We start from the raw sequence: 25428 nt of genomic DNA, 5'->3' as shown, positions 1-25428 counted from the left end.
GTTCCCCATCGCGATAATCGATAGTGCGGATAGCTGCTATCATCCAGACAAATAGTGCTCACTCGCCCGAGTGCAGCCGAGACACTCCGCCTGCTCTGGTAGTCATCATGAAGCTCAACTACGACCTCAACCTCCTGCGCACCTTCCATGCGCTGTATCTGGAGCAGAACGTCACGCGCGCCGGCGAGCGTCTGCATCTGAGTCAGCCTTCGGTGAGCGCGGCGCTCTCCAGGCTGCGCGAGCTGTTCAATGACCCGCTGTTCATCCGCGACCACCAGCGCATGCGCCCTACCGAGAAGGCCGACCACCTGTTCCCGACCATCGAGGCGGCGCTGACCGATCTCGATGGCCTGATCAACAGCGAGCGACACTTCGACCACACCACCGAGAGCCGTCACTTCGAGATTGCCGCGAATGACTACTTTGAGGTGCTGATCCTGCCGCAACTGGCGACGATCCTGCGTAAACAGGCACCGGGCATCACCATTCAGATACGCCGCCTCTCGCAGGACATGAGTGAAGCCGGCGTGATGAGCGGCACGACGGACCTCGCCTTCGGGCGTCAGGTCGACCCGCCCGAGAATCTGGTGGTCAGGGAAGTGATCACGGAGGGCATCGACTGCCTGGTCGGCAACGGGCATCCGCTATTGGAGCGTCTGGATGATGAAGGCCGCATGACGAAGGCGGATTTCGAGCACCACGCCCACGTGTTGGTGCAACCTCATACCCGCCTGAAAAGCGGCATCTTCAAGCAGCTCGAGGGCCAGGGGCTCAAGCGTGAGGTAGCCCTGGCGGTCACCTACTTCATGGCCGTGCCCTCTCTGCTGGAGCGCTCGCCGCTGATCGCGAGTCTGCCTAGCGGCCTTTGTGACCACTTCAGCCGTCAATTTGCCGTCACCCGTGTGGCACCACCCGTGGCCTTCGCCTCCTTCCCCTTCCATCTGAGCTGGCATCGCCGCTATCAGAAGGACCAGGCGCACCGCTGGATCCGCGAGCAGATCATCGAATGCTGTCAGCGTCTGGCACAGGGATAGCAGGTCCTGACCTGAGCCACTGGTACGCGCACCCAAGCATCCGGAAACGAAAACGGCCCCTCACCATTCGGTGAGGGGCCGTTCTTTTCATGCCGCAGGTCGTGCCCCGGGTCGTGCCACAGGACTCAGCAAGCGAGCATCAGGCCTGTTTGGCCGCCAGGGCAGCACGATGGGCGTGCAGCTTCTGGTAGCTTTCGATCAGACGCAGGTGGCGATCCAGCCCTTCCAGCTGCATGTTGGTGGGCTCCAGGCCATGGAAGCGCACCTCGCCCTGCACGGAGCCGACCACGGCAGCCATGGTGTCTTCACCGAACATGCGGCGGAAGTTGTAGAGGTAGTCCTCAAGCTCCAGCTCATCGTCGAGGGTGATCTCCAGCACCGCCTTCATGGCCTGATAATAGAGGCCGCGCACGACGGTATTGTCGTTGTACTGCAGGAACATCTCGACACGATCCAGCGCATCCTCGTGCTGACCCAGCGCGAGATTGATCATCAGTTTCAACTCGAGAATCGTCAGCTGGCCCCAGATGGTGTTCTCGTCGAACTCGATGCCGATCAGCGTCTTGATGTCCATGTGCTCATCAAGCTGGCTCTCTTCGAGACGCTCGCCCAAGTCCGCCAGCTGATCGTCGTCGAGACGATGCAGATTGAGGATGTCCTCGCGGTAATCCAGCGCCATGTTGGTATTGTCCCACACCAGGTCCTCGACCGGATAGACCTCGGAATAGCCCGGCACCAGGATACGGCACACCGGCGCGCCAAGATCCTCGTGCACCGCCATGTAGGACTCCTTGCCGATCTCATCGAGGATACCGAACAGGTTGGCGACTTCTTCTTCATTGCTGCCGGAGAAGTCCCACTCGACGAACTCGATGTCGGTCTTCGAGCTGAAGAAGCGCCAGGAAACGAGGCCCGAGGAGTCGATGAAGTGCTCGACGAAGTTGTTCGGCTCGGAGACGGCCAGCGAATTGAAGGTCGGCGGCATGAAATCGTTGAGACCCTCGAAGCTGCGGCCCTGCATCAGCTCGGTCAGGCTGCGCTCGACGGCGACTTCAAAGCTCGGGTGCGCACCGAAGGAGGCGAAGACACCGCCGGTCTTTGGGTTCATCAGCGTGACGCAGGCCACCGGGAATTGGCCGCCCAGCGAGGCGTCCTTGACCAGAATCGGGAAGCCCTGGGCTTCCAGCGCCTCGATACCCTCGACGATCTGCGGGTACTTGGCCAGCACCTCCTGCGGTACGTCGGGCAGCGTCAGTTCCTGCTCGAGAATCTCGCGCTTCACCGCACGCTCGAAGATCTCGGACAGGCACTGCACCTGCGCTTCCGGCAGAGTATTGCCGGCGCTCATGCCGTTGCTGAGGTACAGGTTCTCGATCAGATTGGACGGGAAATAGATGGTCTCGCCATCCGAGCGACGAGTGAACGGGAGGGACACGATGCCACGATCCGCACGTCCGGAATTGATGTCGATCAGATTGGAGCCACCCAGCTCGCCGTCCGGATTGAAGATCTCCAGGCAGTAATCGTCCAGCACACCTTCCGGGATCTCATCGTTCGGGCCCGGCTGGAACCACTTCTCGTTCGGGTAGTGCACGAACTCGCTGTCAGCGATGGCTTCGCCGAAGAACTGATCGTTATAGAAGAAGTTGCAGCTCAGACGCTCGATGAACTCGCCCAGGGCCGAGCACAGCGCGCTCTCCTTGGTCGAGCCCTTGCCGTTGGTGAAGCACATCGGGGATGCAGCATCACGAATGTGCAGCGACCAGACGTGCGGCACGATGTTGCGCCAGGAGGCGATCTCGATCTTCATGCCGAGATCATTCAAAAGACCCGTCATGTTGGCAATGGTCTGCTCCAGCGGCAGGTCCTTGCCTTCGATCCAGGTGCTCTGCCCTTCTGGCGGCTCCGCCATCAGCAATGCCTGAGCATCCTCGTCGAGGTTGTCGACCGTCTCGATCTCGAAGCCCGGGCCGGTCTGGACGACCTTCTTCACCGTGCAACGCTCGATGGAGCGCAGGATGCCCTGGCGGTCCTTGTCGGAGAGGTCTTCCGGCAGCTCCACCTGGATCTTGAAGATCTGGTTGTAGCGGTTCTCCGGGTCGACGATGTTGTTCTGCGACAGGCGGATGTTCTCGGTCGGGATATCCCGCGCCACGCAGTACACCTTCACGAAGTACGCCGCGCACAGCGCCGACGACGCGAGGAAGTAGTCGAACGGGCTCGGCGCCGACCCATCACCCTTGTAGCGGATGGGCTGATCGGTGATGACCGTGAAGTCGTCGAATTTCGCCTCGAGCCTCAGGTTGTCGAGAAAGTTGACCTTGATTTCCATGAACGATGCACCGCTGTGAAGAGTGTGGGCGCCAGCACGCCAGACCGGCGGCTACGCGATGGCCGCCATTATCCAGATTTTGGGGGCGTGCGTCGCGGGTGAGGCGAAAAGCGAAAACGCCGCGACTTCCTTGACGGCAAGGGGATTGTCACCTATTGGTTAATTTATACGCATAAATACAATAATTGAGACATTGCCATGCTTGATCCCCTGTCGTTGTCCACGACAGGTCCAACACGCCCCACAACCACAATAAAGGGGAATGCAATGAGAAAGCGTTTCACGACCCGCAAGGTCGCCATCTACGGGAGCATGCTCCTCGGGTTCTTCATGCTCGAGAGTCCGATGATTCTGATGGCCAACAAGATCGAGCCCATGGTCATGGGAATCCCGTTCTTCCTCGTCTGGAACCTGGTGTGGTGGGGGTTCCTCACCGCCGTGTTCCTGTATGCCTACCTGACCAACTGGGGTAGCGCCAAGGCCCCTTCCACCGGCGGCAAGCGCTGAGGAGCTCATCATGACGGGAAGTATCTTGATCATCGCGGCCTTCATGATCATCCCCTTGATCGTCGGGCTCGTCTCGGCCCGCAAGTCCCAGACGACGAGCGAAGACTTCTTCGTTCAGGGGCGGGCCATGGGCAGCATTGCCGTGTTCTTCACGGTGGCGGCTACCTGGTGGAGCGCCTTTGCCTTCCTGGGCTCGAATGCCACCTTCTACACCAGTGGCCCGATCTATCTCACCGCACTTGCGTGGAATCTGCTCTTCGGCTTCATGTACTACTGGGTAGGCAAGCGCGTCTGGTATCTCGGCAAGCGCTTCGACTACCTGACGCCGTCAGACCTGATGGGCGACTTCTACAACAGTGAAGCGCTGCGAATCCTCGTCGCCGTCATCACGTTGATCTTCACCGTGCCCTATCTGCAGATCCAGCTGACAGGCGGCGCCTACCTGATCGAGGTCGCCTCCGGTGGCGTCGTGCCCTTCTGGCTGGCCGCACTGCTGTTCTACTTCATCATCATCGTCTATGTGTGGGTCGGCGGAATTCGCGCCATCGCCTGGACAGATGTGATCTACGGGGCGCTGCTGTTCTTCGGCATGATGTATGCGGGCTACTACATCGCCGGCCAGGCAGGTGGCCCGACCAGCATGTTCGCTCAGCTCGCCAGCGACTCGCCCGCGCATCTGACGCTGCCGGGGCCGAATGGCAACATGGGCTACTCCATGTGGTTCTCGCTGTTCGTGATCGTGGCCATCGGCGCCTTCATGGGCCCCCAGATCTGGCTGCGCATGTATTCGGTGAAAAGCGGCAAGCTGTTCGGCTTGATGCCCTTCCTGCTGGGGCTCGCCGCCTTCGCCTACTTCGGCTCGGTACTGACGGGCTATACCGGCGTACTGCTGGAGCCTGGCCTGGAGAATGCTGACCAGATCCTGCCCGTCATGCTGATGAACTATGCGCCCTACCTGCTGGCATCGCTGATCATGGCGGCTGGCGCGGCAGCGGCGATGTCCACGGCCAACTCCCAGATTCATGCGGTATCGACCGTCGTCACCATGGATATCTACAAGCGCTACGTGAACCCGCAAGCGGATCAAAAGCGCATCGTCCACATCGGTCGCCTGTCCCTGGTCGGCTTCTCTCTGGCGGCCTACATCCTGGCACTGACCGTTCCGGGGCTGCTCGTCACCATCGGGATCGCGGCACTGGCGGGCACCGCTCAGCTGATCGTGCCGACACTGGGCGCCATCACCTGGCGCAAGGCTCACCCGCAAGCGGCCTTCTGGGGCCTGATTCTGGGTATCGTGACCGTCCTCTGGCTGTCCTACGGCGCCAGCGTCAGCAACCCGCTTGGCCTGCATGCCGGCATCTGGGGCTTGATCCTCAATGCGTCAGCCTTCGTCATCCTCAGCCTCGCCTTGCAGCGCAAGGATGCCGATGTGGTGGAACGCTTCGCGCAGGCGCGCCGGGATTACACCGCGGAATATCACCCGGAGCAGCTGGAAGATGATGTGGCTCCCTCACCTCAGGTGATCGAAGCCCGCTGACCAGCGACAAGGGCCTGCATTGCGCAGGCCCTTTTCATTGCCGAGCACACCTCACGTGCCAAGAACGCCCCACGTGCGAGTGCTTGATCACAGTACCTGATAGTCGGCACTTGATAGCCAATGGACAGGATCTGACATGACCCCAGCTTCTTTTCCCACGCAATTATCGGAATTGACCGCCACAGACGCCCTGACGCTCTTTCGCCAAGGCGAGCTCTCCCCTGTCGAGCTGACTCGGGATTGTCTGGAACGTATCGACACGCTCAATCCCAAGATCAATGCCTTAGTGCATATCGCCCATGATGGGGCAATGAAGGCGGCGAGAGACGCCGAAGCCCGCTGGATGAAAGGCACACCTTGCGGGCCGCTGGACGGTGTACCGACAACCCTCAAGGACCTGACGCTGTCCCGGGACATGCCTACCCGGTATGGCTCCGCCACCACATCACCCGACGGTGGCAGTGACGTCGATGCCCCCGTCGCCGCGAGTCTTCGCAAGGCAGGCGCCGTCTTTCTCGGCAAGACAGCCTCGCCGGAGTATGGCTGGAAGGGAGTGACTGACAACCCGCTGCACGGCGTGACGCGCAACCCCTGGAATACCGCACTGACCTCCGGGGGATCCTCAGGTGGCGCTGGAGCAGCGGCTGCGCTCAACCTGGGCATGCTCCATCAGGGCAGTGATGCCGGTGGCTCGATCCGCATCCCCTGCAGTTTTACCGGCACCTTTGGCCTGAAACCCACGTTTGGGTGGATTCCCCAGTGGCCGACCAGTGCCATGTCGACCCTCTCACACCTGGGACCGATGACGCGGACGGCGTCCGATAGCGCCTTGATGCTTGCCAGCATGGCAAGACCGGATGCCCGAGACGGATTGCTCGGCAACCCGCATGGCATCGATTGGAAAGCGCCACCCCCGCTATCTCTTGAGGGATGGAAAATCGCTTACAGCCCGACACTTGGGTATGTCGACGTTGCGCAGGACATTCGCCTGCGAGTGGACGAAGCGGTCGCTCTACTCTCGAGACTGGGCGCTGACGTCATCGAGATAGACCCCGGATTTGCCTGCCCCCTCGATACCTTCAATACCTTGTGGTTCGCGGGTGCCACCCAGGTGGTCGAAAAGATGACCGACAGCCAGCGAGAACAAATGGACCCGGGCTTGCTGGACATTGCAGAACGAGGCAACAACATTTCCTTGTCGCAATATCTGGCGGCAAGACGAAAACGGACTGCACTTTGCGCACACATGCAATCCTTCCACGAACAATGGGATCTGTTGATAACGCCGACGATGCCTATCTCGCCTTTCACTGCCGGTCATAACGTCCCACCCGGCGAGAAATACGCTGACTGGATGGACTGGACGCCGTTCAGCTACCCCTTCAACCTGACCCAACAACCCGCGGCATCACTCCCCTGCGGATTGGATGACAACGGGCAGCCTGTCGGACTGCATCTTGTGGGAGGAAAATTCCAAGACATGAAAGTCATGCATGCGGCCATGTTGTTGGAGGAGATGCTCCCTGGACTTGTCTATCCGAGGCCCTAGCAAGCAAAGTTTCTTGGCAAACGACAGTCATCAATGGCCTATCGAAGACGCCGGTCTTCCTCCGAGCCCGACAGGTCAGCGCCGCGATCGATCGCCTCTGAGGCTAGCCTGCGCCATCCATCCACCAGCCGTTTCATGCCCTTGCATGCCCTTGCATAAGACGACGCCCGGCCCACGCTGAGAGATCATCAGCATGAGCGGGGCGTCATATTGCAGCGTGACAGCGGATCCTGGCGCGCTTCAGCCCGCCAGAGAGCCGAGCGTCTTCTCCATCGTCGCGACCACTTCATGGCACAGGGCAGCATCGAGTGCGTCGGCGTGCGGCGGCGCGAAACGCTGGGCGTCGTTGTCGAAGTACTGACCATTGGCGCCGGCGAACTCCTCATCCAGTGCCGCACGCACCAGGATATCGGCACCGATACCCAGGTCCTTGCCCGGCACGCCGAAGCCTTCCTTGACCATCTTGCTGGCCAGCAGAGAGCCCGGATTGACCGCGATCAGGATCGGCCCCTGGCCTCCCCAGTCCTGGGCGAGCGTGCGGGTCCACATGGTGATCGCGAGCTTGCTCTGGGCATAGGCCGCATAGTGGTCGTTGAACGCGACCTCGCCGGTCAGCGCCTTCAGGTCCACGGAGGATTGAGCCGCCGAGGACAGGTTGACGACCCGCCCGGCCGGACGCAGTGCCGAAGCCAGTTTCTGGGTGAGCAGATACGGGGCAAGGGTATTGACCACGAAGCGCAGGTCGAGACCGTCAGCCGTCACGACGCTGGGGGCCTGGAAGACACCGGCATTGTTGATCAGGACATCCAGACTGGCGTTGGCCGCCAGCACGTCGCTTGCCAGTGAATCGATGGCGGACAGGTCGGACAGGTCGGCCACGAAACCGGCAACACGCTCAGCCCCGGCCTGCGCCGCAAGTTCAGCGACGACGCCATTGACCTTCTGCTCGCTGCGCCCGTGGATCAGCACGCGATGGCCGCGCTCCAGCAGGGCCTTGGCCGTGACCAGGCCGATGCCATCGGTAGAACCGGTGATAAGGATGGTTTTCATGCGCTCTCTCCTTGAAATGTCACACGACGCTTGAGACGCGAACGACAGGGTGTGCCGTAAGGCCACACCCTGTCGTTCATCTGTGCCAGCGCAGTGTCAGGATGATCCTGCCAATGGGGCTTTCGGTCTCGGTATCAGACCTCGACGATGACCTTGCCGGTGGCCTGGCCGCTACCCAGACGGGCATGCGCCTGGCCCACTTCCGCAAGCGGGAAGACCTTGTCGTCGATGATCGGCTTGAGTGCACCCGCATCGGCGATACGCGCCATGTCGGCCAGAATCTCGTGATGCTCCTGACGACGGAAGTCATGCAGCATCGGGATCAGCATGAAGACGACATGCAGTGACAGCCCCTTGAAGTGCGCGGTGGTCAGGTCGATTTCCATGAAGGACACGGTCGTCGAGACATGGCCGTTGAGTGCCGCAGCCTCGAAGGAGGTCGGCAGGTTGGCGCCACCGACGGAGTCGAACACGATGTCGAAGCCCTTGCCGTCGGTGTGCTTGGCCACATAGTCGGCGACCTGCTCATTGCGGTAATTGATGGCACTGGCACCCAGCCCTTCGACCAGCGTCTCGTGCTCATCACGCCCGACGGTAGAGGCGACGTCGGCGCCGAAGTGACGGGCCAACTGGATGGCGATGTGACCCACGCCACCCGCACCACCGTGAACCAGCACCTTCTGACCGGCCTCGATGTTGGCGCGCTTGAGTCCTTCGTAGGCCGTGATGCCGACCAGCGGCAACGCCGCGGCTTCCACCATGCTCAGGGACTTCGGCTTGTGGGCGATCAGGCGGACATCAGCGGCGATGTACTCGGCCAGCGTGCCCGGAAGGTCCGCCAGGCCACCAGCACAGCCATAGACTTCATCCCCGATGGCGTAGCCTTCGACGTCCTCGCCCACGGCTTCGACAGTACCGGCGAAGTCCATGCCCAGCAGCGCCGGCAGCGCCGGAGACAGCGGCAGCTCAGGGCCCATCTGGCGAATCATGGTGTCGACGGTATTGATGCTGGTGGCGGCGATGCGCACCAGTACCTGACCTGCCGCCGCTTGGGGCTTGGCGATTTCCGCCGCTTCGAACACCTCGGGACCACCGAATGATTTGACGAGCATCGCTTTCATGAGTCTGTCTCCTGCGTGGATGTGGAGCCAGCATAGTTGTCATAAGCCTGAATGATAAACGGCGATAAACTACAATCAGTTTATTGGTTTTATTGAAAGTATTGGGCGTATTGGGCGTATTGGGCGTATTGAGCTTGTTGGATGTATTGGGCGTAGTGGACGTCACGAACGTTGCGCCAAGCCGTTGCTGGCGTGCCTTTCGTCATCGGGAGCCACGCGAGTCGACGCAAATGAGGAAACACGCATGAATCTTGAGCACCTGAAGCTGTTCGTCCGTCTCGCCGCCGTGAACAGTATCAGCCAGGCCGGCGAGGACCTGGGACTGTCACCCGCCGTCGCCAGCTCTCACCTGCGCAAGCTTGAGGACAGCCTGGGGGTGCGCCTGTTGCATCGCACCACGCGGCATGTGGCACTGAGCGAAGAAGGTCGCGCCTTTCTCCCCCACGCCGAGGAGGTGCTGATCAGCGCCGAGGCCGCGCGAGCTGCCGTCGGCGTCGGCACGACCTCCCCCAGCGGTACCTTGCGCATCACCGCTTCCGCCTCCTTCGGGCGTATGCACCTGGTGCCGGGTCTGGCCGGCTTTCTCGAACGCTACCCTGATCTGGAGCTGGACCTGCGCCTGACCGACACCATCGTCGATCTGGTCGAGGGCGGCTTTGACATCGCCATCCGCAACTCCGCCCTCAAGGATTCCAGTCTGATCGCGCGGCGCCTGGCACCGGACAAGCGCATTCTGTGCGCCTCGCCGGACTATCTCGCGCGCCATGGCACTCCAACGCATCCCTCGAGGCTGCACGAACACGAATGCCTGACCCTGATCGGCATGGACCAGTGGTGCTTTCAATGCGAGAACGGCGTCGAACCGATTCGCGTCAAGGGACGCATCCGCACCGACAATGGCGAAGCCGTTCGCGACGCCTGCGCCGCCGGCCTGGGCATCACCCTGTCCTCGACATGGAGCATTTACCGCCACCTGGCCGAAGGTAGCCTGGTAGAGGTGCTACCCGAGACGCCCTTGATCAGCGAGACGGGCATCTGGGCGGTCTATCCCAGCAACCGCCAGCTGGCACCCAAGGTGCGCGCCTTTCTGGACTACTTCTCCGAATACTTCGGCAGCCCGCCCTATTGGGATGTCCAACAGGACTGAGATGCCGGAAAGCCTGTCATCCCACCGCCAGCACCCAGCGCTGAAGCATCGGCTTGTAGTGAGCGAAGTCCGGCGTCTGCATGCCGGCCACCTTGGCGGCATCATCCAGGCGTCGCACCTTGAGAATGGCCGCAAGCTGGGGCAGCTGGGCAAAGGCCGCGGCCTCGTGCGGCTCCATCGCCCCGCCCTGCAGGGCCAGGCTATCCAGCGAGGCCTGTGACAGACAAGCACGATAGCTCGGTTCCACCACGACCAGATAACGCTTGGCCGCCACGTGCTGGCGTACCGGCTCGACGATCTCGGCCGGGAAGAAGCGCGCCAACCAGTCGGCACCGCTGACCTGATGACGATTGTCCTGGCCGTTCATCAAGACCTCCGGCGGCAGCGCATTGGCGTAATGCCCCACGTCATGCAGCAAGGCGGCCAGAATCACCGACTCGGGTTCCCCTTGCTGCTCGGCCAGATGCGCCGCCTGCAGCATGTGCTCGGCCATGGTCACCTCCTCACCCAGATAGGAGTCCGCACCGTGCAGGGCGAAGATGTCCTCGATCAGGCCGACGATCCCCTCGGCGTTGGCAGGCTGCGTGATCATCGGGCGTTCTCCAGCAGGTTGAGAGTGGAATACAGGCTGTCGAGATCGGCGTAGGCGCCCTGCAGATGACGATTACCACCGGCCACGAAGGCAGTACGGGCGTGCATCACGCGACTGTTGTCGAACAGCAGGCAGTCCCCCGGGGCAAGGCGCAGGCGCGTTGCCTGCTCCGGCTGGCCGATCACGCGCGCCCAGTCGTGATAGGCACGATAGAAGGCGCGTTGCGCCTCAAGCGGCAGCGGCAGCGAGGCGATGGAGCGGTTGTTGTAACGCACCTGGCGGATGTTGCCCTTGTGGTCGGTCTCGATGAACGGCACCCAGCTTCTGAGATCGGCATGGTCCGCGTCATGGAAGCGGAACGGCACCCGCGTGCGCGTCAGCAGCGCGAAACTCTCGGGCGCCAGTTCGCGCAGGCGCTCGGCGGCGGCGAAGCCATCCACCAGCAGGGTCTGGCCGCCTTCCACCTCGTTGCTCAGGCAATGCAGCAGCTGAATGCTCGGCGCCGGATCGCGATAGGGATTGTCGGTATGCGCCCCGAGCCCGAGATTGCTGAAGGCGAGATTGCTCGGCGAGACCTCGGTGCGGACATCGAACAGCTTGCCGTAATTGGTTTCGCGCACATACCCGAACTGCTCGATTACCTCGAGCACCTTGCCCGGCTCGACGGGCACGCCACGCAGGCACACCACCCCGGTGTCACGGACCCAGGCCAGTGCCTTGCGACGTGCCTCTCCCCCGGCGATGACATCGGCCCACTCGACCCGGGCGACCGAGAACTCGCTGCCCTGCCACAGTGTCTTGTGCGCACTGCTGCGCTCATCGGGGAAGCCGGTGCTCAAGGCGGCCAGCTCATCGACGCCGTAGCGAATCTCGCGTGCATTGCTCAGTGTCACTCGCAGGACGTCGCCCTCCTCAAGCGCCGCCTCGCTGATGGCGGCGTCCCAGTCGAGGTCGAGCACACTGTCCAGACGCTGGCCATTGGCATGGCGACGGGCGGGGTCGTGGTCTTGCAGCCACAGCACATGCTGGGCAAGGGTCTGGCCATCATCCAGAGTCAGGTGAAGCTGTTCGGCGTCAAACGCGAGGCGAGGCATGCAGAGTCTTCCTGTCTGTCGAGTGCGATCACAAGCCGCAAGGCACGGCATGACGAACGGGTGTGGCAAAGGCTCATGTCAAACGAGCGCTCCGCCAGTGGATGCCCGCCATGCTAGTGAACGCAGACCCGTGACCATAGCGAGACTTTCTGGCGGCGAGCCTTAGTTTTTATGCGCGCAGACTGTCACGTCATCGTCATGCACGGCTGCAAGAATGAACGCCCGGCCGCGTGCCGCGGCAGGATCTGCAGTCATGGCTTCAGCACCAGCCGCCGATGCGGCGACTGGCTCAGTCAAGCTGGAGTTCTGCATGTCGCGTCCTGCCTATCACCCTTCCCAGCGCCTCGCTCAGCGCCTGCCCCCCTTCAATGCCCTGACCGCCTTCGAGGCCACCGCCCGCCTCGGCAGCCTGACCCGCGCCGCCGCCGAACTGTGCATTACCCAGGGCGCCGTCAGTCAGCGCGTCAAGCAGCTGGAAGACTTTCTTGAAGTCAGCCTGTTCGTTCGCCGCGGCAATCGCATCGAGCTGACTGATGAGGCGCATGCCTATCTGCCGCTGGTCAGTGGCGTGTTCGAGACCCTCAAGCGCGGTACCGCCACCCTCTTCCAGCACGATGAGCAACAAAGCCTGACGCTGCGCTCCAATCACAGCTTCGTCGAATACTGGCTGATCCCCAGGCTCAAGGACTTCCAGCGGCTGCATCCGAACATCCAGGTCACGGTGCTGCCACACAATCAGGTACTCCCGGACGAGCAGCCCGATGTCGATATCGAGATCATCAATGGCTACGGCGGCTGGTGCGGGCGCGAGTACGAGAAACTGGCCGATGAGCAGTGGGTCGTCGTGGCAAGCCCCACCTTCCTGCACTCCTCCCTCGCCCCCAACGCCTCACCCGCGAGTCCACTCGACGATCTGGCCCGTGCGCCCAGAATCGAGTGCATCGGCTACCGCGAAAGCTGGCTGGACTGGTTCCGCCTGCAGAAGTTTCGTGGCCACATCCCGCCGGCCGGTCTCAAGTTCGGCAATGCCAGTCTGGCGATTGCCGCGGCACTCGAGGGGCACGGCTTCCTGCTCGTCCGCCAGTCCTTCGTGATGGATCTGATCAAGAACGGACGCCTGCAACTGGCGCACGCCTTGCGCATGCCCAGCACCAGCAGTCAGTACCTGCTGGTGTCTCCAGAACGCCGCCATGCCCCGGCGGTCAACGATTTCTGTGCCTGGTTGCGCAGCACCATGCACACCTCTCAGGCCAATCCTGTCACCAGCGAGTTGCCCTCTCAGCCCCGCTAGCACGGGCAGCAAGACGCGAGCCTCAGAATTTCTAAGGCACAGTCGCAGTTTTTGTTGCGGCCAACGGCTGGCATCTGTCACGGAAACGTCATCATCTGCACCAAAGATGACGCCTCAAGACGACAGCGTTGACGCAGTTCGACCGTCCCGGCGGGCTGCGCCATGAGCCATCCAACGGCCTGCCTGTCGGCCTGACCCGGTTTTGCGGAACCTGCTTGCTGTCACTGATGACCGTACCTGACGACCGCCCCTGACCACTGTCCCTGACTACCGTCCCTGACCGTCGCCCTTGCCTGGAGCCTGACATGAAGAAGCCCTTGATCGCTGCCATCGGCCTTGCCGCGCTTGCCCAACTTGCCGTCCCCCAGCTGGCCCATGCCGAGACACTGCGCACCCCGCATTGGGTCGAGTTCAGTGGCAAGGAGTCGCTGGACCCCATCTCCCCGACGCGCTTCTACTCGGCCAACCAGCTGATCTACAGCCGCCTGGTCCGTCAGGGCAGCAAGGGCGAGCCGGTGTCGGACCTGGCCTCCGCGTGGCAGGCCAACCCCGCTGCCGATGAGTGGACCTTCACGCTGCGTGACGGGGTCAGTTTCCACAATGGAAAGGCGCTGAGCGCGGATGACGTCATCTACAGCTTCACGCGTCTGCTCGACCCCGAGCGCGATGCCCCGGCACGTGCCGCGCTGTCCGTCATCGAGGACGTCAGCGTCAATGAGGCTGGCCAGATCGTGTTCCGCCTCAGCCAGTCCCATGCTGACCTGCCGATTCTGCTGATGGATTACCGCGCCAAGATCGTGCCGGCTGGCTTTGATGACGACACTTCACTGCAGGGCATCGGCACCGGCCCCTTCAAGCTGGTCGAATTCGATCCGCAGGGCACCACCACCTTCGAAGCCTTCGCTGACTACTGGGAAGGCGCACCGAAGCTGGATGGCATGGACCTGATCGGCATCCCCGATGACAACGCCCGCACCCAGGCATTGCTGGCCGGCCAGATTGACTGGTCGGGCTGGAATGGCGTCAACGCCCAGCAGCTGCGCCTGTTCTCCAGCAACCCGGCCTACCACTACGACTCCATCGCCACCGGCGACTGGCGTGGCATGGTGTTCCGCGCCGACGACGAGGTCTTCCAGGATGTGCGCGTGCGCCGTGCGCTGCGTCTGGTGGCCGACCGTGAAGAGATGGTCAACCTGCTGTTCGGCAAGGGCGGCGCCACCATTACCTGTGACAACCCGGTCTGGAATGGCGATCAGTACAAGCTGGCACAGCAATGCCCGCAGGACCTCGACACCGCCCGCAGCCTGTTGAGCGACGCGGGGTATGCCGATGGGCTGGAGATCGACGTCTACACCAGCGGCGTCGACAACTACTTCCGCCCGATGGCGGAGCTCTACCAGCGTCAGGCAGCCGAGGCCGGCATCACCGTCAACGTGCACAACGTGCCCGCGGCGGATTACTGGAACACCGCCTGGATGAAGAAGCCGGCCTTCACCACAGCCTGGGGCCAGCGCCCGACCGATCAGGTGCTCAACGAGATCTTCCAGAGCGAGGCCAACTGGAACGAGTCGGCCTACCAGAATCCCGAATTCGATGCCCTGCTCGCCAAGGCGCGCGCCACCCTGGATGACGAAGCGCGCACCGAGCTCTATCACCAGGCCCAGGCGCTGCTGACCGAGACCGGCGCGACGCTGATTCCCTTCCACCTCAACAACAACCGCGTCATGAAGCGTGAGGTGCATATCCCGGCAGTCGAACACTTCGCGATTCGCTGGCACCAGGTCGACAAGCAGGGAGAGAGCTGATGTCCCGCCCTGGCTTGATCCTGATTCTGATGGACGGCATCAGCAGTCAGCGCTTCGCCGAGACGCGGGCGCGTCTGCCGCATCTCGACGCCCTGGCCAGAGACGGCCTGCTGATCGAGCGCCTGGGTGCCGATACCAATGCCAATTCGATGCCCGCGCGAGCGGGTGTCCTGACCGGGCAACCGGCTCAGGTGCACGGCATCTACTCAAACGGTATCTATTCCAACGGCATCCATTGCCCCGGTTCTGAGGTGGAGTTTGCGTCTGTTACAGGGGCTGAGACCGATAGCGACCGTCACGCCACAGGCGCCAGCGCCACTGCAGAGCATTTTCGTCCAGCAAGGGTCGAGGACCTGCGTGGCGAGACCCTGCTCGAGGCCGCGCGCGCGGCAGGACTGCGGGTGGCCAGCCTCGGCTTCGGGCTGGCCCGCCCCGAGAGCTGCGACTGGTATCTGTCGCCCTGGTGGGAGGAAGGTGACCTGCGCGCCAAGGGCATGACCGCGCCGCGCCTGAATCACTGGGATGCCCGCAATGACGCCCTGATGCGCGCGATGAGCAATGACCAGCAACTGCTCAACGAGGCGCTGTCGCTGATCGAGCGCGAAACGCCTGAGCTGGTGCTGCTCGAACTCAACACCCCCGATTACTGCCTGCATGTGCATGGCAATGATGACGCCCTGGTCGATGGTGCCCTGATGATGGTCGATGCCCAGCTCGGCAGCCTGCTGGCCGGCCTTGAAGCCATCAACAAGCGCGAGACCTACCACCTGTGTGTCTTCAGTGATCATGGTCATGCCCCGGTACAGCGGGCACTGGTGGCAGACCGCCTTCTACCGGATGTCGCGCTGCAATGTGATGGTGGCCTGCTGCTGGTGGCCTGTGACGATGACGAACGCCAACGCGAGCAGGCCGCGCGCCTGGCCGAGTTCGGCGTCACGCCGCTCGAGCCGGCCGACTTCCTGCCCCCGGACGTGAGGCATATCCAGCTCTATCAGGCACCGCCGGGCATGAGCTTCGAACCCGCCTGCAAGCATGCCCATCACGCGGAGCTGGTGGCGGCGCCCGGCTATGTCTCCACGCACGGTTTCGGCCCCGGCGCAACGTCGGACCAGCGCTTCGCCGTTCTGCACGGCCCGTCAATCACTGCGGGCGAGCGCCTTGAGCTCGAGTCACTGGCCCTCCACCCGCGCCTGCGTCAGGTGCTGGACCTGCCGCCCCTCGATGAGGCTTCGACGCCACAGCGGGCACGCGATCTTCAAGAGGTGAACTGAGATGTGGGCAATGCTGTTGCAGCGCTGCCTGTATGGCGGCTTCACGCTGGTCTTCGTGGCCTGCGTGGTGTTCTGGGTGATCGAGATGCTGCCGGGCGACTTCTGCGTCAACTATCTGGGACGCAGCATGACCCCGATCAATCTCGCCCAATGTCGCGCCGAGCTTGGCCTGGACACGCCGGTGACGACACGCTTCGTCAGCTGGTGGGGGCAGTTGCTGAGTGGTGATTTCGGCACCTCGCTGACCAGTCGTGCACCGGTCAGCGATACCCTGATGCCGCGCCTGGCCAACACCTTGCTGCTGGGCGGCATCGCGACCGTGATGGCCATCCCGCTGGCCATCCTGCTGGGGCTGATCGCGGCGCTCAAGCGCGACAGCTGGCTCGACTCCAGCCTCTCCAGCCTGGTGCTGATCGCCATGACGGTGCCGGAATTCATCAGCGCCACCCTGCTGACCCTGGCCTTCGCCATCTGGCTGCCGTGGTTCCCTGCCATCACCGTGGCCGGTGCCAACGAGAGCCTGTGGAACCTGCTGCCCGGTGTCTGGCTGCCCGCCATCACGCTGGCGCTGGTGGCCATGGCACACATGATGCGCATGACCCGCTCCAACACCATCAGCGTGATGGACAGCGACTTCATGAACATGGCGCGTATCCGCCAGCTGCCGCGCTGGCGACTGGTGATCCGTCATCTGGCACCAGCCGCCCTGCTGCCGACCATCAGTCTGGCCGCCATGACCATCGCCTGGCTGCTGGGCGGCGTGGTGATCGTCGAACAGGTATTCAACTATCCGGGGCTGGGGCGCCTGATGATCTCGGCCATCAATGACCGCGACATGCCGGTGGTGCAGGCCTGCGCACTGGTGCTCTCCGTCACCTATGTGCTGTGCAATCTGGTCGCCGACATGCTGGTCATCGTGCTCAATCCCAAACTCAAGACAGCCTGAGTCACTCATGAACGCTTCTTCCTCGACGATCGCGCGCGGCCCGCGGCTGGCCCTGGCCAGCCTGCCGGGTCAACACACCCTGGCGCTGCTGTGGGCCAACCGCCAGGGCCGGATTGGCCTGGTGCTGATCGGCCTGCACCTTCTGCTGGCCGTCGCTGGCCGCTGGCTGGCGCCCTATGACATCTCCGCGGGCGACAGTCTCGCCTCGCTGCTGCCCCCCAGTGCCGAACATTGGCTGGGCACCGACCAGCTCGGCCGCGATGTCCTCAGCCGCACCCTGGCCGGGGGCCGCGAGGCCATCTACACCTCGCTGCCGGCCGCCGTGCTGGCCGTGGTATGGGGCAGCGCCTGCGGCATGCTGCTGGCCATCATCGGTGGGCGGGTCGAGAACATTGCCATGCGTCTGGTGGACGCCCTGCTGTCGATTCCCTGGCTACTGTTCCTCTTGCTGGTCATCGGCGTGATGGGCCCCGGCCCACTGGTCTTCATCCTGACTCTGGGCATCTTCTATGGCGTGGCGGTGGTGCGCGTGATGGTCACTGCGTGCCGCGAAGTGCTGTGCCTTGACTATATACAGGCCGCACGGCTGCGCGGCGACAGCCTGATGCGTCTGCTGTGGCGCGAGATCAAACCCAACGTGCTCGACACCATCCTCGTCGAGCTGGCGATGCGCTGGTCCTGGGCATTGCTGGCCTTCAGCTCGCTGTCGTTTCTCGGCTTCGGCGTCTCCCCGCCGACCCCGGACTGGGGACTGATGGTCGCCGATGGCCGCGGCTTCATGTCGTTTGCGCCCTGGGCCGTGCTGCCGCCCATCGTGGCGCTGTCCAGCCTGATCATCGCCATCAATCTGGTCGCCGACACCCTGGCCAAGACACTGGGCATCGACCGTGCGGGGCGCCCCGAATGATTCCGAACTCCAAAGGTGACGCCATGACGGACAACACCGTGATCCGCGTTCGCGATCTCAACATCGGCTTTCATGATCGCCAGCAGACCTGGCGACCCGTGCTGCGCGGTATCGACCTGAGCCTGGGCCAGGGCGAGATTCTGGGTCTGGTGGGCGAGTCCGGCAGCGGCAAGAGCACCTTGGCCACAGCCATGCTGGGTCTGTTGCGTCGGGGCAGCCTGGTGCGCACCGGCGAGGTGAGTGTCGCCTTACCTGCGCCCGCCTCTGCCTCCACTTCTGCCACTGCCTCCACCTCTGCCATCGCCTCTACCTCTACCAGTCATGACCCTCTTCACGACGAGCACCGCCAGCTGAGTTTTCATCATCAACCGGGGCGCTGGCTGGGCGAACTCAGGCTCGGGCTGGTGTCCCAGCATGCCGAAAAGGCCATGACGCCCCATCTCACGCTCGGCAGCCTGCTGTGCGAGACGCTGCTGTCGCAGGGCGTGAAAGGCAAGACAGAACGCGAACAACAGGCCGTGGCATGGCTGCGACGCGTCCACCTCCCTCACCCCGAAGTGCTGATGCAGCGTTATCCACACCAGCTTTCCGGCGGACAGCAGCAACGCGCCAGTCTGGCGCTGGCCCTGGCGCAACGCCCACGAGTGCTGGTGATGGATGAGCCGACCACCGGACTGGATGCCAGCACCCAGAATGAGATTCTGGCGCTGTTGGCTTCGCTGCGCACTGAGCTGGGAATGAGCATCGTCTTCGTCAGCCATGATCTGGGCGCGGTATCTCACCTGTGTGACCGCGTCGCGGTGATGTACGCCGGTCAACTGGTGGAGGTCGCCGCGACTCGCGACTTCCTGAACGGCCCGCGCCACCCCTATGGTCACGCGCTGCTGGCCGCGACGCCGGGCAGTCAGTGCTATCGACCTGACGCCGCGCTGGAAGGCACGCCGCCCCTGGTGGGAAGCGCCATCAAGGGCTGTGCCTTTGCACCGCGCTGCCCGCGCGCAAGTGTAACGTGCCGTGACAGCGTGCCGAGCTGGCAAGGTCGCTACGCCTGTCATCATGCGCTGGAAGGTCACGCAATGGCGGCAAAGGCGAGCGGGAAAAGTGCGGAAAGACCCCAAAGTACGAAAAGTGACGCAGCAACCGATGAGCGGGCGGATCGCGTAAAGAACGACTCGCAGTCAGCCACGTCGCTGGACATCGCGCCGCTGCTGGCCGTGGAGTCGCTGAACCTGTGCTATCGCATGCCCGGCTGGCTGGCGCGCCTGCGCGGTGAAACGCCGGCACTCACCGTCAGCGATGTGGCATTCTCGCTCCAGCAAGGCGAGACGCTGGCCTTGATCGGCGAATCCGGCAGCGGCAAGACCTCGATCCTCAAGGCGCTGGCCGGCCTGCTCTCCCCCGTCTCCGGACAGCTCAGTCTGCGTCAGGAGCCCTTGGCGGGATTGGTCGCCGAGCGGCGTCCGGTGCAGCGTCAGAAGATCCAGTACATCTTCCAGCATGCCAGCACGGCGCTGAATCCTCGTCTGACCGTGTTCGAATCTCTCGCACCGGTGCTTTCTCGCTGGTTCGATCTCAAGGGCGATGGCGCCCGCCAGCGTGCCCAGTCATTGTTGGAAGAGGTGCGCCTGCCCGCGCTCTATCTCGACCGTCTGCCCAGCCAGCTGTCGGGGGGCGAGCAGCAGCGCGTCGCCATCGCCCGAGCGCTGGCCGCCGAGCCCGACATCCTGCTGTGTGACGAGATCACCTCGGCGCTGGATGTCTCGGTTCAAGCCGCCATCATTCGCCTGCTGCAACGCCTCAAGCGTGAGCGCGGCCTGAGCCTGGTCTTCGTCACCCATGACCTGGGGCTGGTCAGTCATTTCGCGGACCGCGTACTGGTGCTGCGCAATGGCCGCACCGAGCATCTGGGAAATGTCGCAAGCCTCGCCACAGGGGATCTGCCGCCCTATGTGCAAACCCTGATGGAGGCCAAGCTGGTCGCGGCATGACCCGGCTTTCTGTCCCACCATTCTGTCCCGCCCGCCTGTTCCGGCTGCCTCTCCCTGCTGCCGATCTCCGCTGCTGATTACCTTCATGCAACGAAAAAAGCCCGCCAATGGCGGGCAGGGAATGTCGGGACAGGACATTCAGGACAGGAAAGCGTTTGAGCAAGGGCTCTGCAGTTGACGATGAGTGCGCACTTCCACACTGGCTTCCACTCAGCCAAAACACTTGCTCAAGCGTTCTTCTCTCTCACGTATTCTTCTCTGGGACACTGACCATCATGACGCGACACGATGGTCAGTGGGACCATTCAGCAACTGACAGGGGCAAGTCGATGGCATATCGGCATCCTTGGCTGTCTTGCAGAGTCGGAGGATGTTCATCCGCCGACGAGAGATCATGCGCTTTCGTTCAAGGCATGCTCGAGGCGTGTGGCAGAGACACTCTTGCCAGCATCGTTGACGTAAACCGCCGAATCGCTCGCCAGTGCGCGGGTGGTACCCTGGATGCCGGCGTTGCTGATGGACTTCTGGACGCGGCTGGCAGCGACACTCATGCCGGTTTCCACGACATCATCGTGATGCAGTGCGGCTTGCTGAGTCACCGGCTGTGCCTGGCCCATGATCACGCGATCACTGAGGGTGGCACGGACGCGGGCATCGGCTTCGCTGTCATTGGCAGAAGCCACGCCAGTGGCGGCAACGGACAATGCGGCAATGGCAAATAGAGACTTGAGGGATTGCATGGGGGTTCTCCTGTCGAAAAAGGTCATGTCAGTGCAGACACCTGGCCTGCAAGCGCCTGACGCAGACGTCGGGCGTCTCAGACGTTGACGTCGCTCACGGCGTGACGAACACGGGTGCCGGCAACGCTATCGCCGGAATCATTGGCAACATCGAATTCCTGCAGATGGATGGAGCGATCATGGCCACGGATCTCGTCGTCACCGGATGCCACCTGGAAACGGCCAGCAGCAGTGCTCATGCCGGTTTCCGCGAAGGTCGCCTGGGCGGTCGGAGCTTGCTGGGCAGAGCCATGGATGACGCTGTCACTGACGTTGTGCTGGACGCGCTTGGCAGCCGGGCTATCGTCGGCGGCGAAGGACGCAGTGCTGACGGTGGCGAGTGCGGCAGCGGCGATCAGAGTCTTGAGAGTGTTCATGGTGTATCTCCTCGATAAAAAGCAAAGCGATGATCAGACCCGGCAATCCAGGTCAGGCTTGACGATGGTTCAGACGTTGCTGTCGTTTAGGGCGTGCTGGACGCGAGTCGCTGCGACACTCTTGCCGGCATCGTTATCGAATGCCTGGCTGGCAGTGGCCACGGTGTGCGATTGACCGTGGATGCGATCGGCACTGATGGACTGCTGAATGCGACCTGCCGCGACGCTCATGCCGGTTTCCGCAAAGCTGGCTTGCTGGGTAGCGGCTGACTGAGCGGTGCCGACGACGACGTCCTGGCTGAGGGACTGCTGGACACGCTGGGCGGCCGGGCTGTCATCCGCGGCGAAGGTGGCGGTGCTGACGGTAGCGAGAGCGGCGGCGGCGATCAGAGTCTTGATGGTTTTCATGATGAATCTCCTCGATGAACAAAGTGGTCAGTGGGCGTGAGCGCCCGGGTAAGAGGTTGAATGACTCAGACGTTACTGTCGTTCAGGGCGTGCTGAACACGGGTGGCAGCAACACTCTTGCCGGCATCATTGTCGAAGGCCTGCTCGCGGCTGACGGTGGCCACACCCTTGCCTTCGATGGCGGACTGATTGAGGGCTGTCTCGACACGGCCTGCGGCAACGCTCATGCCGGTATCGGCGAAGGTGGCCTGGGCAGTCGGTGCCTGCTGGGCAGCGCCGACGACGACGTCCTGACTGATGGACTGCTGAACACGCTGTGCGGCCGGGCTGTCATCCGCGGCGAAGGAGGCAGTGCTCACGGTGGCGAGAGCGGCGGCGGCGATCAGAGTCTTGAGGTTCAGAGTTTTCATGATGATTTTCCTTTGCTTGTCCTGGGCGATGTTGCCCTTGTGATGTCGTGTGCAGTCTCGGCTGTACCCGTCTAACTTGTTAACAGACTAATGATTATTGCGCTATCACACTAGCCGTGTCGCTGGCAGCTCACTGTTTCCATCAAAGAACCAGATTGCGATGCCTTGTCATTGCCTCGGTACCCGCAAGTGATGAAAACCCTCACTACGCAAAACCCTTGCAAGCCTTTTGCATCACTTCTGTACAACTAAGAAGGTGCATGTCGCCAGTAATCGAATGTCGATCAGTCACTCAGGTCTGCTCCGGTACCGCTGCCTGACACTTCAACTTTGGTCGCGATCATGAGGAAGGCATTCGTCAGCAGTATGTCTTTCCACCCTGCTGAAACCCTCACCGTTGTGCTTGTAGAGTCTTACGCTTGCGCCAACGGGTTGGATGCATGCCATCTTCAAAAAAGTGGTGCCGTCTTGACAGACGCCAGCCATCGACCCGATCCAGACTGCCGTTTCATGCAATGTGGAATGAGCGCATTGTGGACGAAACCCGCCACGCGAGATATCCCTCCACTGGAACAGCATTGATTCCAATCACGAACCAATGCGTCACTCGCCTGACCAGCTGGACAGACACCCATCTACGACTTTGGTAATAAGCATAGGATTATCAACCGCTTACGAAGCCCGTGGGCGCCCTCTCAAGTCACCTGCTTCAAGCGCTCCCTGCACCTCTGCGTTCCCCTTCATCGCGACGGGCGATGAAAATTGTTGTCCAGACACGAAAACGCGGAGCCATTGGAAGATGGCTCCGCGCTTTTCATGCTGCTGCATCGCGATTCAATAACCCGGGTATTTCTCCCAGACCCACCGTTCATCCTTGCCACCGCCGTTGGTGTAGAGCTCCCAGCGCGGACAATCGTGGAGATCCTGCCCGATCTCACCGATGACATCTCGCAGTTCAAGTGGGGCCAGCCAGTCACTCGGTATCACTTCTTCTCCCCATTGCGCCCCGAGCAGATTGCCCGTGATGGCGCCCGTAGAATCAGAATCCCCGTCGTGATTGACCGCCAGCTGAATCGCGGAGCGGAAATCCCGCGCCGTGAGTGCGCAATACACGGACATCGCCAGGGCCTCTTCCGCGATCCAGCCCAGTCCCAGCATCACGACAGCCACCTGCGGCGCAGTGCCGGACTCGGCAAGCTCGCGGGCTTGCTGCAGAGCCTGCATGGTCTCTTCGCAGCCCGGCTTGCGCTCGAGAATGCGCATGGCGTGCGCAAGTGCCTGTGCCATCGAATCCCCCGCCACCAGACATTGGATCATCACCGCCAGCACGCCGCCCGTCAGCTGGCCGGTCACATGCCCATGGGTCAGCGCGCAGACCTCTTCCCCGAGTGCGAAGCACATCTCATGGGAGGCTCCCATCACATGCGCGAACAGACCAATCGGCGCGACGCGCATCACACCGCCACAGCCCTTGCTGTCATTCTGCGCAGTGTCACTGTAGCGACGCACATGCTTTAACGCTGCCAGACATGTCATGCCCGGGGCGCGGCGCGAATGGAGCTCGCCTTGCTTGATCAGCCAGCCACTGTCCAGCCATTCCTGCTCGGTATCCTGCCGCGAGCGTTCACCCTGGGTGTAAAGCCAACGTTCATAGGCACTGTTGACCAGACTGCCTTGCGTCGTGATGCCTCTCAGACAGCCACGCACATGACTGCGCAACAGCCCCTCAGCGGTAAACAGCGTCATCTGCGTATCATCGGTAATCCGCCCCAGCCCACCGTAGGCTGGTGCATAGTCACGTATGCCATCACTTCCAAAGCGTGCCTGGATCTCCTCGTGTGACAGGAATTCCACCGGCGCCCCTAAGGCGTCACCCACCGCACCACCCAACAGGCAACCACGAAACCGCGATGTCATCTCAAGCGTCATGTGCCTCTCCCCTGCGTGACCTTCAGGTGACGTCAGCCACCCTCACTACACCTTACGCTATCAGCATCTGCGCATTTGCTGAAAAGCAGGCTCAACCAGTGGTGCGCATTATCAGGCAGAACTGGATGAGCGCTCAGTATTGGCAGGCGTGAGGTTGGCAGCACCGAAGACAACGCCGATGACAAGCCCGACGACAGAAACTCTCATACAGGAACGGCCGCACAAGGGCGGCCGTTCTTTTTCATGCAATTTGACTCTTCGAGGTGTGCTCTCAGCGAGAGCTCTACTGCTCGGTCTACACGGAGGTTCATGAGGCCAGCTTTAGAATATCGTCATACAAGGCTCTCGACAGCGTGACGCCCTGTTCTTGATGCTTCTGGCGAGCCTTGAAGCGACGCTCGGAGGAGAGCCTTGCGCCCTGCTGCTTCACGAGTTCGAACAGCCTTTCAGAGCGCAGCATGTTCTGCTGGGTGCTGCCACCCGTGAGGCGCGCGGGGTCGATCGCGATGATCAGCTCACCATGATACGGCAGGCTGCCCTTGCCTTGATCGTGTTCGCTGGACTCGATACTCAGCATGTCACCGATCAGCGGCCCTGCGATCAGCTCGATCATGATCGCCAGCGCAGAGCCCTTGTGATCCCCGAAGGGCAACATCGCCCCATGATCCAGCACTTCGGCAGGGTCCTGTGACGGCGTACCCTCTCGATCGACTCCCCAGCCCAGCGGGATCTCATCTCCCTGACGACGATGCAGCTCGATATCGCCACGTGCGATGGCGCTGGTCGCGAAGTCGAACACGTAAGGGTTGCCATCCCCGCGCGGCCAGCCGAAGGCAATGGGGTTGGTGCCCAGCAGGGGCTGGCTGCCTCCATAGGGTGCCATGTACGACTGGGTCGGGTTGCAGGCGATGGCAACCAGCCCTTCCCGCGTCAACCTCTCGATCTCGACCCACAATGCCGTGCCATGCACGCAATGATTGATGGCCAGAATGGCAATGCCGTTGGCTCGCGCCTTGCTGAGCAGTTCAGGTACGCCCTGCTGGAAGGCCAGCGACGAGAAGCCACCCTTGGCATCCACCTTGACGATGGAAGGCGCCGTATCCTCGACCACCGGCACGGCGTCCGGCACCACTCCGCCATTGTTCAGCGTCGCGACGAACCCCATCAGGCGATAGAGCCCATGGGAGCGACAACCGTCCATTTCCGCCGCCACCAGCGCATCACTCATGGCAGCGACGTGTGGCTCACTGAAGCCATGACGGCTCAACACCTTGTGACATAGCGCCTTGAGCGCTGCCCGATCGAGATTGACGTCCATTCCTGCCGCTTCCTTCATTGCATCGCTCATGAGAAT

The 25428-nt window shown here is 62.3% G+C and carries 22 protein-coding genes; 11 read left to right on the top strand and 11 right to left on the bottom strand.

Going from position 1 to position 25428, the window contains the following annotated elements:
- Window positions 1–107 precede the first annotated feature (107 nt).
- On the top strand, window positions 108–1034 hold the full coding sequence (locus FLM52_07370; protein ID NVN55604.1) for a LysR family transcriptional regulator: 927 nt from the start codon (window positions 108–110) through the stop codon (window positions 1032–1034).
- 139 nt (window positions 1035–1173) lie between these two features.
- On the opposite strand, the gene FLM52_07365 is transcribed toward FLM52_07370, so the two are convergent.
- Window positions 1174–3366, bottom strand: coding sequence for an OsmC domain/YcaO domain-containing protein (locus FLM52_07365; protein NVN55603.1), 2193 nt, complete (start codon window positions 3364–3366; stop codon window positions 1174–1176).
- 267 nt (window positions 3367–3633) lie between these two features.
- On the opposite strand from FLM52_07365, the gene FLM52_07360 reads away from it, so the two are divergent.
- The 3 genes from FLM52_07360 (at window position 3634) to FLM52_07350 (ending at window position 6959) form a co-directional block, all read left to right on the top strand.
- Window positions 3634–3873, top strand: coding sequence for a hypothetical protein (locus FLM52_07360; protein ID NVN55602.1), 240 nt, complete (start codon window positions 3634–3636; stop codon window positions 3871–3873).
- Window positions 3874–3883: 10 nt separating this feature from the next.
- Complete coding sequence (locus FLM52_07355; GenBank protein NVN55601.1) at window positions 3884–5410, top strand: sodium:solute symporter family protein; 1527 nt, start codon at window positions 3884–3886, stop codon at window positions 5408–5410.
- A 136-nt stretch (window positions 5411–5546) separates the two neighbouring features.
- Complete coding sequence (locus tag FLM52_07350; protein ID NVN55600.1) at window positions 5547–6959, top strand: amidase; 1413 nt, start codon at window positions 5547–5549, stop codon at window positions 6957–6959.
- Window positions 6960–7199: 240 nt separating this feature from the next.
- On the opposite strand, the gene FLM52_07345 is transcribed toward FLM52_07350, so the two are convergent.
- Window positions 7200–8009: an SDR family NAD(P)-dependent oxidoreductase gene (locus FLM52_07345; protein NVN55599.1), complete on the bottom strand. Its 810-nt coding sequence runs from the start codon at window positions 8007–8009 to the stop codon at window positions 7200–7202.
- 134 nt (window positions 8010–8143) lie between these two features.
- Entirely contained in the window at window positions 8144–9130 is a 987-nt protein-coding gene (locus FLM52_07340; GenBank protein NVN55598.1) for a zinc-dependent alcohol dehydrogenase family protein, read from the bottom strand.
- A 244-nt stretch (window positions 9131–9374) separates the two neighbouring features.
- Between FLM52_07340 and FLM52_07335 the strand changes: the two genes are divergently transcribed.
- Window positions 9375–10277 (top strand): LysR family transcriptional regulator, encoded by a 903-nt coding sequence (locus FLM52_07335; GenBank protein ID NVN55597.1) that lies wholly within the window; start codon window positions 9375–9377, stop codon window positions 10275–10277.
- Between the two features lie 16 nt (window positions 10278–10293).
- Here the strand turns inward: FLM52_07335 and FLM52_07330 are convergent, their stop codons facing one another.
- Together FLM52_07330 and FLM52_07325 are read right to left on the bottom strand one after the other, a co-directional pair.
- Window positions 10294–10869, bottom strand: coding sequence for an HD domain-containing protein (locus FLM52_07330; protein NVN55596.1), 576 nt, complete (start codon window positions 10867–10869; stop codon window positions 10294–10296).
- Window positions 10866–12032, bottom strand: a complete 1167-nt coding sequence (locus tag FLM52_07325; GenBank protein NVN55595.1) for a gamma-butyrobetaine hydroxylase — start codon at window positions 12030–12032, stop codon at window positions 10866–10868. The genes FLM52_07330 and FLM52_07325 overlap by 4 nt, the downstream gene beginning before the upstream one ends.
- A gap of 145 nt (window positions 12033–12177) precedes the next feature.
- Here FLM52_07325 and FLM52_07320 point away from each other — a divergent pair, with 145 nt between their 5' ends.
- The 6 genes from FLM52_07320 to FLM52_07295 all read left to right on the top strand — a co-directional run bounded on the left by FLM52_07320 (window position 12178) and on the right by FLM52_07295 (window position 20171).
- Window positions 12178–13254: a LysR family transcriptional regulator gene (locus FLM52_07320; protein NVN55594.1), complete on the top strand. Its 1077-nt coding sequence runs from the start codon at window positions 12178–12180 to the stop codon at window positions 13252–13254.
- A gap of 305 nt (window positions 13255–13559) precedes the next feature.
- Window positions 13560–15059 carry an ABC transporter substrate-binding protein gene (locus FLM52_07315; protein NVN55593.1) on the top strand — a complete coding sequence of 500 codons (1500 nt, stop codon included), beginning with the start codon at window positions 13560–13562 and terminating at the stop codon, window positions 15057–15059.
- A complete protein-coding gene (locus FLM52_07310; GenBank protein NVN55592.1) occupies window positions 15059–16330 on the top strand; it encodes an alkaline phosphatase family protein in 1272 nt (423 codons plus the stop codon). Before FLM52_07315 ends, FLM52_07310 begins: the two co-directional genes overlap by 1 nt.
- 1 nt (window position 16331) lies before the next feature.
- Window positions 16332–17276, top strand: coding sequence for an ABC transporter permease (locus tag FLM52_07305; GenBank protein ID NVN55591.1), 945 nt, complete (start codon window positions 16332–16334; stop codon window positions 17274–17276).
- 7 nt (window positions 17277–17283) lie between these two features.
- Window positions 17284–18183: an ABC transporter permease gene (locus FLM52_07300; protein ID NVN55590.1), complete on the top strand. Its 900-nt coding sequence runs from the start codon at window positions 17284–17286 to the stop codon at window positions 18181–18183.
- 23 nt (window positions 18184–18206) lie between these two features.
- On the top strand, window positions 18207–20171 hold the full coding sequence (locus tag FLM52_07295; GenBank protein ID NVN55589.1) for an ABC transporter ATP-binding protein: 1965 nt from the start codon (window positions 18207–18209) through the stop codon (window positions 20169–20171).
- Between the two features lie 392 nt (window positions 20172–20563).
- Here the strand turns inward: FLM52_07295 and FLM52_07290 are convergent, their stop codons facing one another.
- From FLM52_07290 to FLM52_07265, 6 genes are all read right to left on the bottom strand, one after another.
- Window positions 20564–20911, bottom strand: coding sequence for a hypothetical protein (locus FLM52_07290; protein NVN55588.1), 348 nt, complete (start codon window positions 20909–20911; stop codon window positions 20564–20566).
- 77 nt (window positions 20912–20988) lie between these two features.
- Window positions 20989–21327 carry a hypothetical protein gene (locus tag FLM52_07285; GenBank protein ID NVN55587.1) on the bottom strand — a complete coding sequence of 113 codons (339 nt, stop codon included), beginning with the start codon at window positions 21325–21327 and terminating at the stop codon, window positions 20989–20991.
- Between the two features lie 69 nt (window positions 21328–21396).
- A complete protein-coding gene (locus FLM52_07280; protein ID NVN55586.1) occupies window positions 21397–21735 on the bottom strand; it encodes a hypothetical protein in 339 nt (112 codons plus the stop codon).
- A gap of 65 nt (window positions 21736–21800) precedes the next feature.
- The gene (locus tag FLM52_07275; GenBank protein ID NVN55585.1) at window positions 21801–22145 is read right to left on the bottom strand and encodes a hypothetical protein; all 345 of its coding nucleotides are present in this window, start codon (window positions 22143–22145) and stop codon (window positions 21801–21803) included.
- A gap of 834 nt (window positions 22146–22979) precedes the next feature.
- Window positions 22980–24062: an ADP-ribosylglycohydrolase family protein gene (locus FLM52_07270; protein ID NVN55584.1), complete on the bottom strand. Its 1083-nt coding sequence runs from the start codon at window positions 24060–24062 to the stop codon at window positions 22980–22982.
- Between the two features lie 319 nt (window positions 24063–24381).
- Window positions 24382–25410, bottom strand: a complete 1029-nt coding sequence (locus FLM52_07265) for an Ldh family oxidoreductase (GenBank protein NVN55583.1) — start codon at window positions 25408–25410, stop codon at window positions 24382–24384.
- Window positions 25411–25428: the final 18 nt, after the last annotated feature.

The organism is bacterium Scap17 (genome assembly GCA_013376735.1).
Classification (GTDB): Bacteria; Pseudomonadota; Gammaproteobacteria; order Pseudomonadales; family Halomonadaceae; genus Cobetia.
Note: the sequence above shows the minus strand (reverse complement) of the source record. Positions and strands in the feature narration are given on the sequence as shown.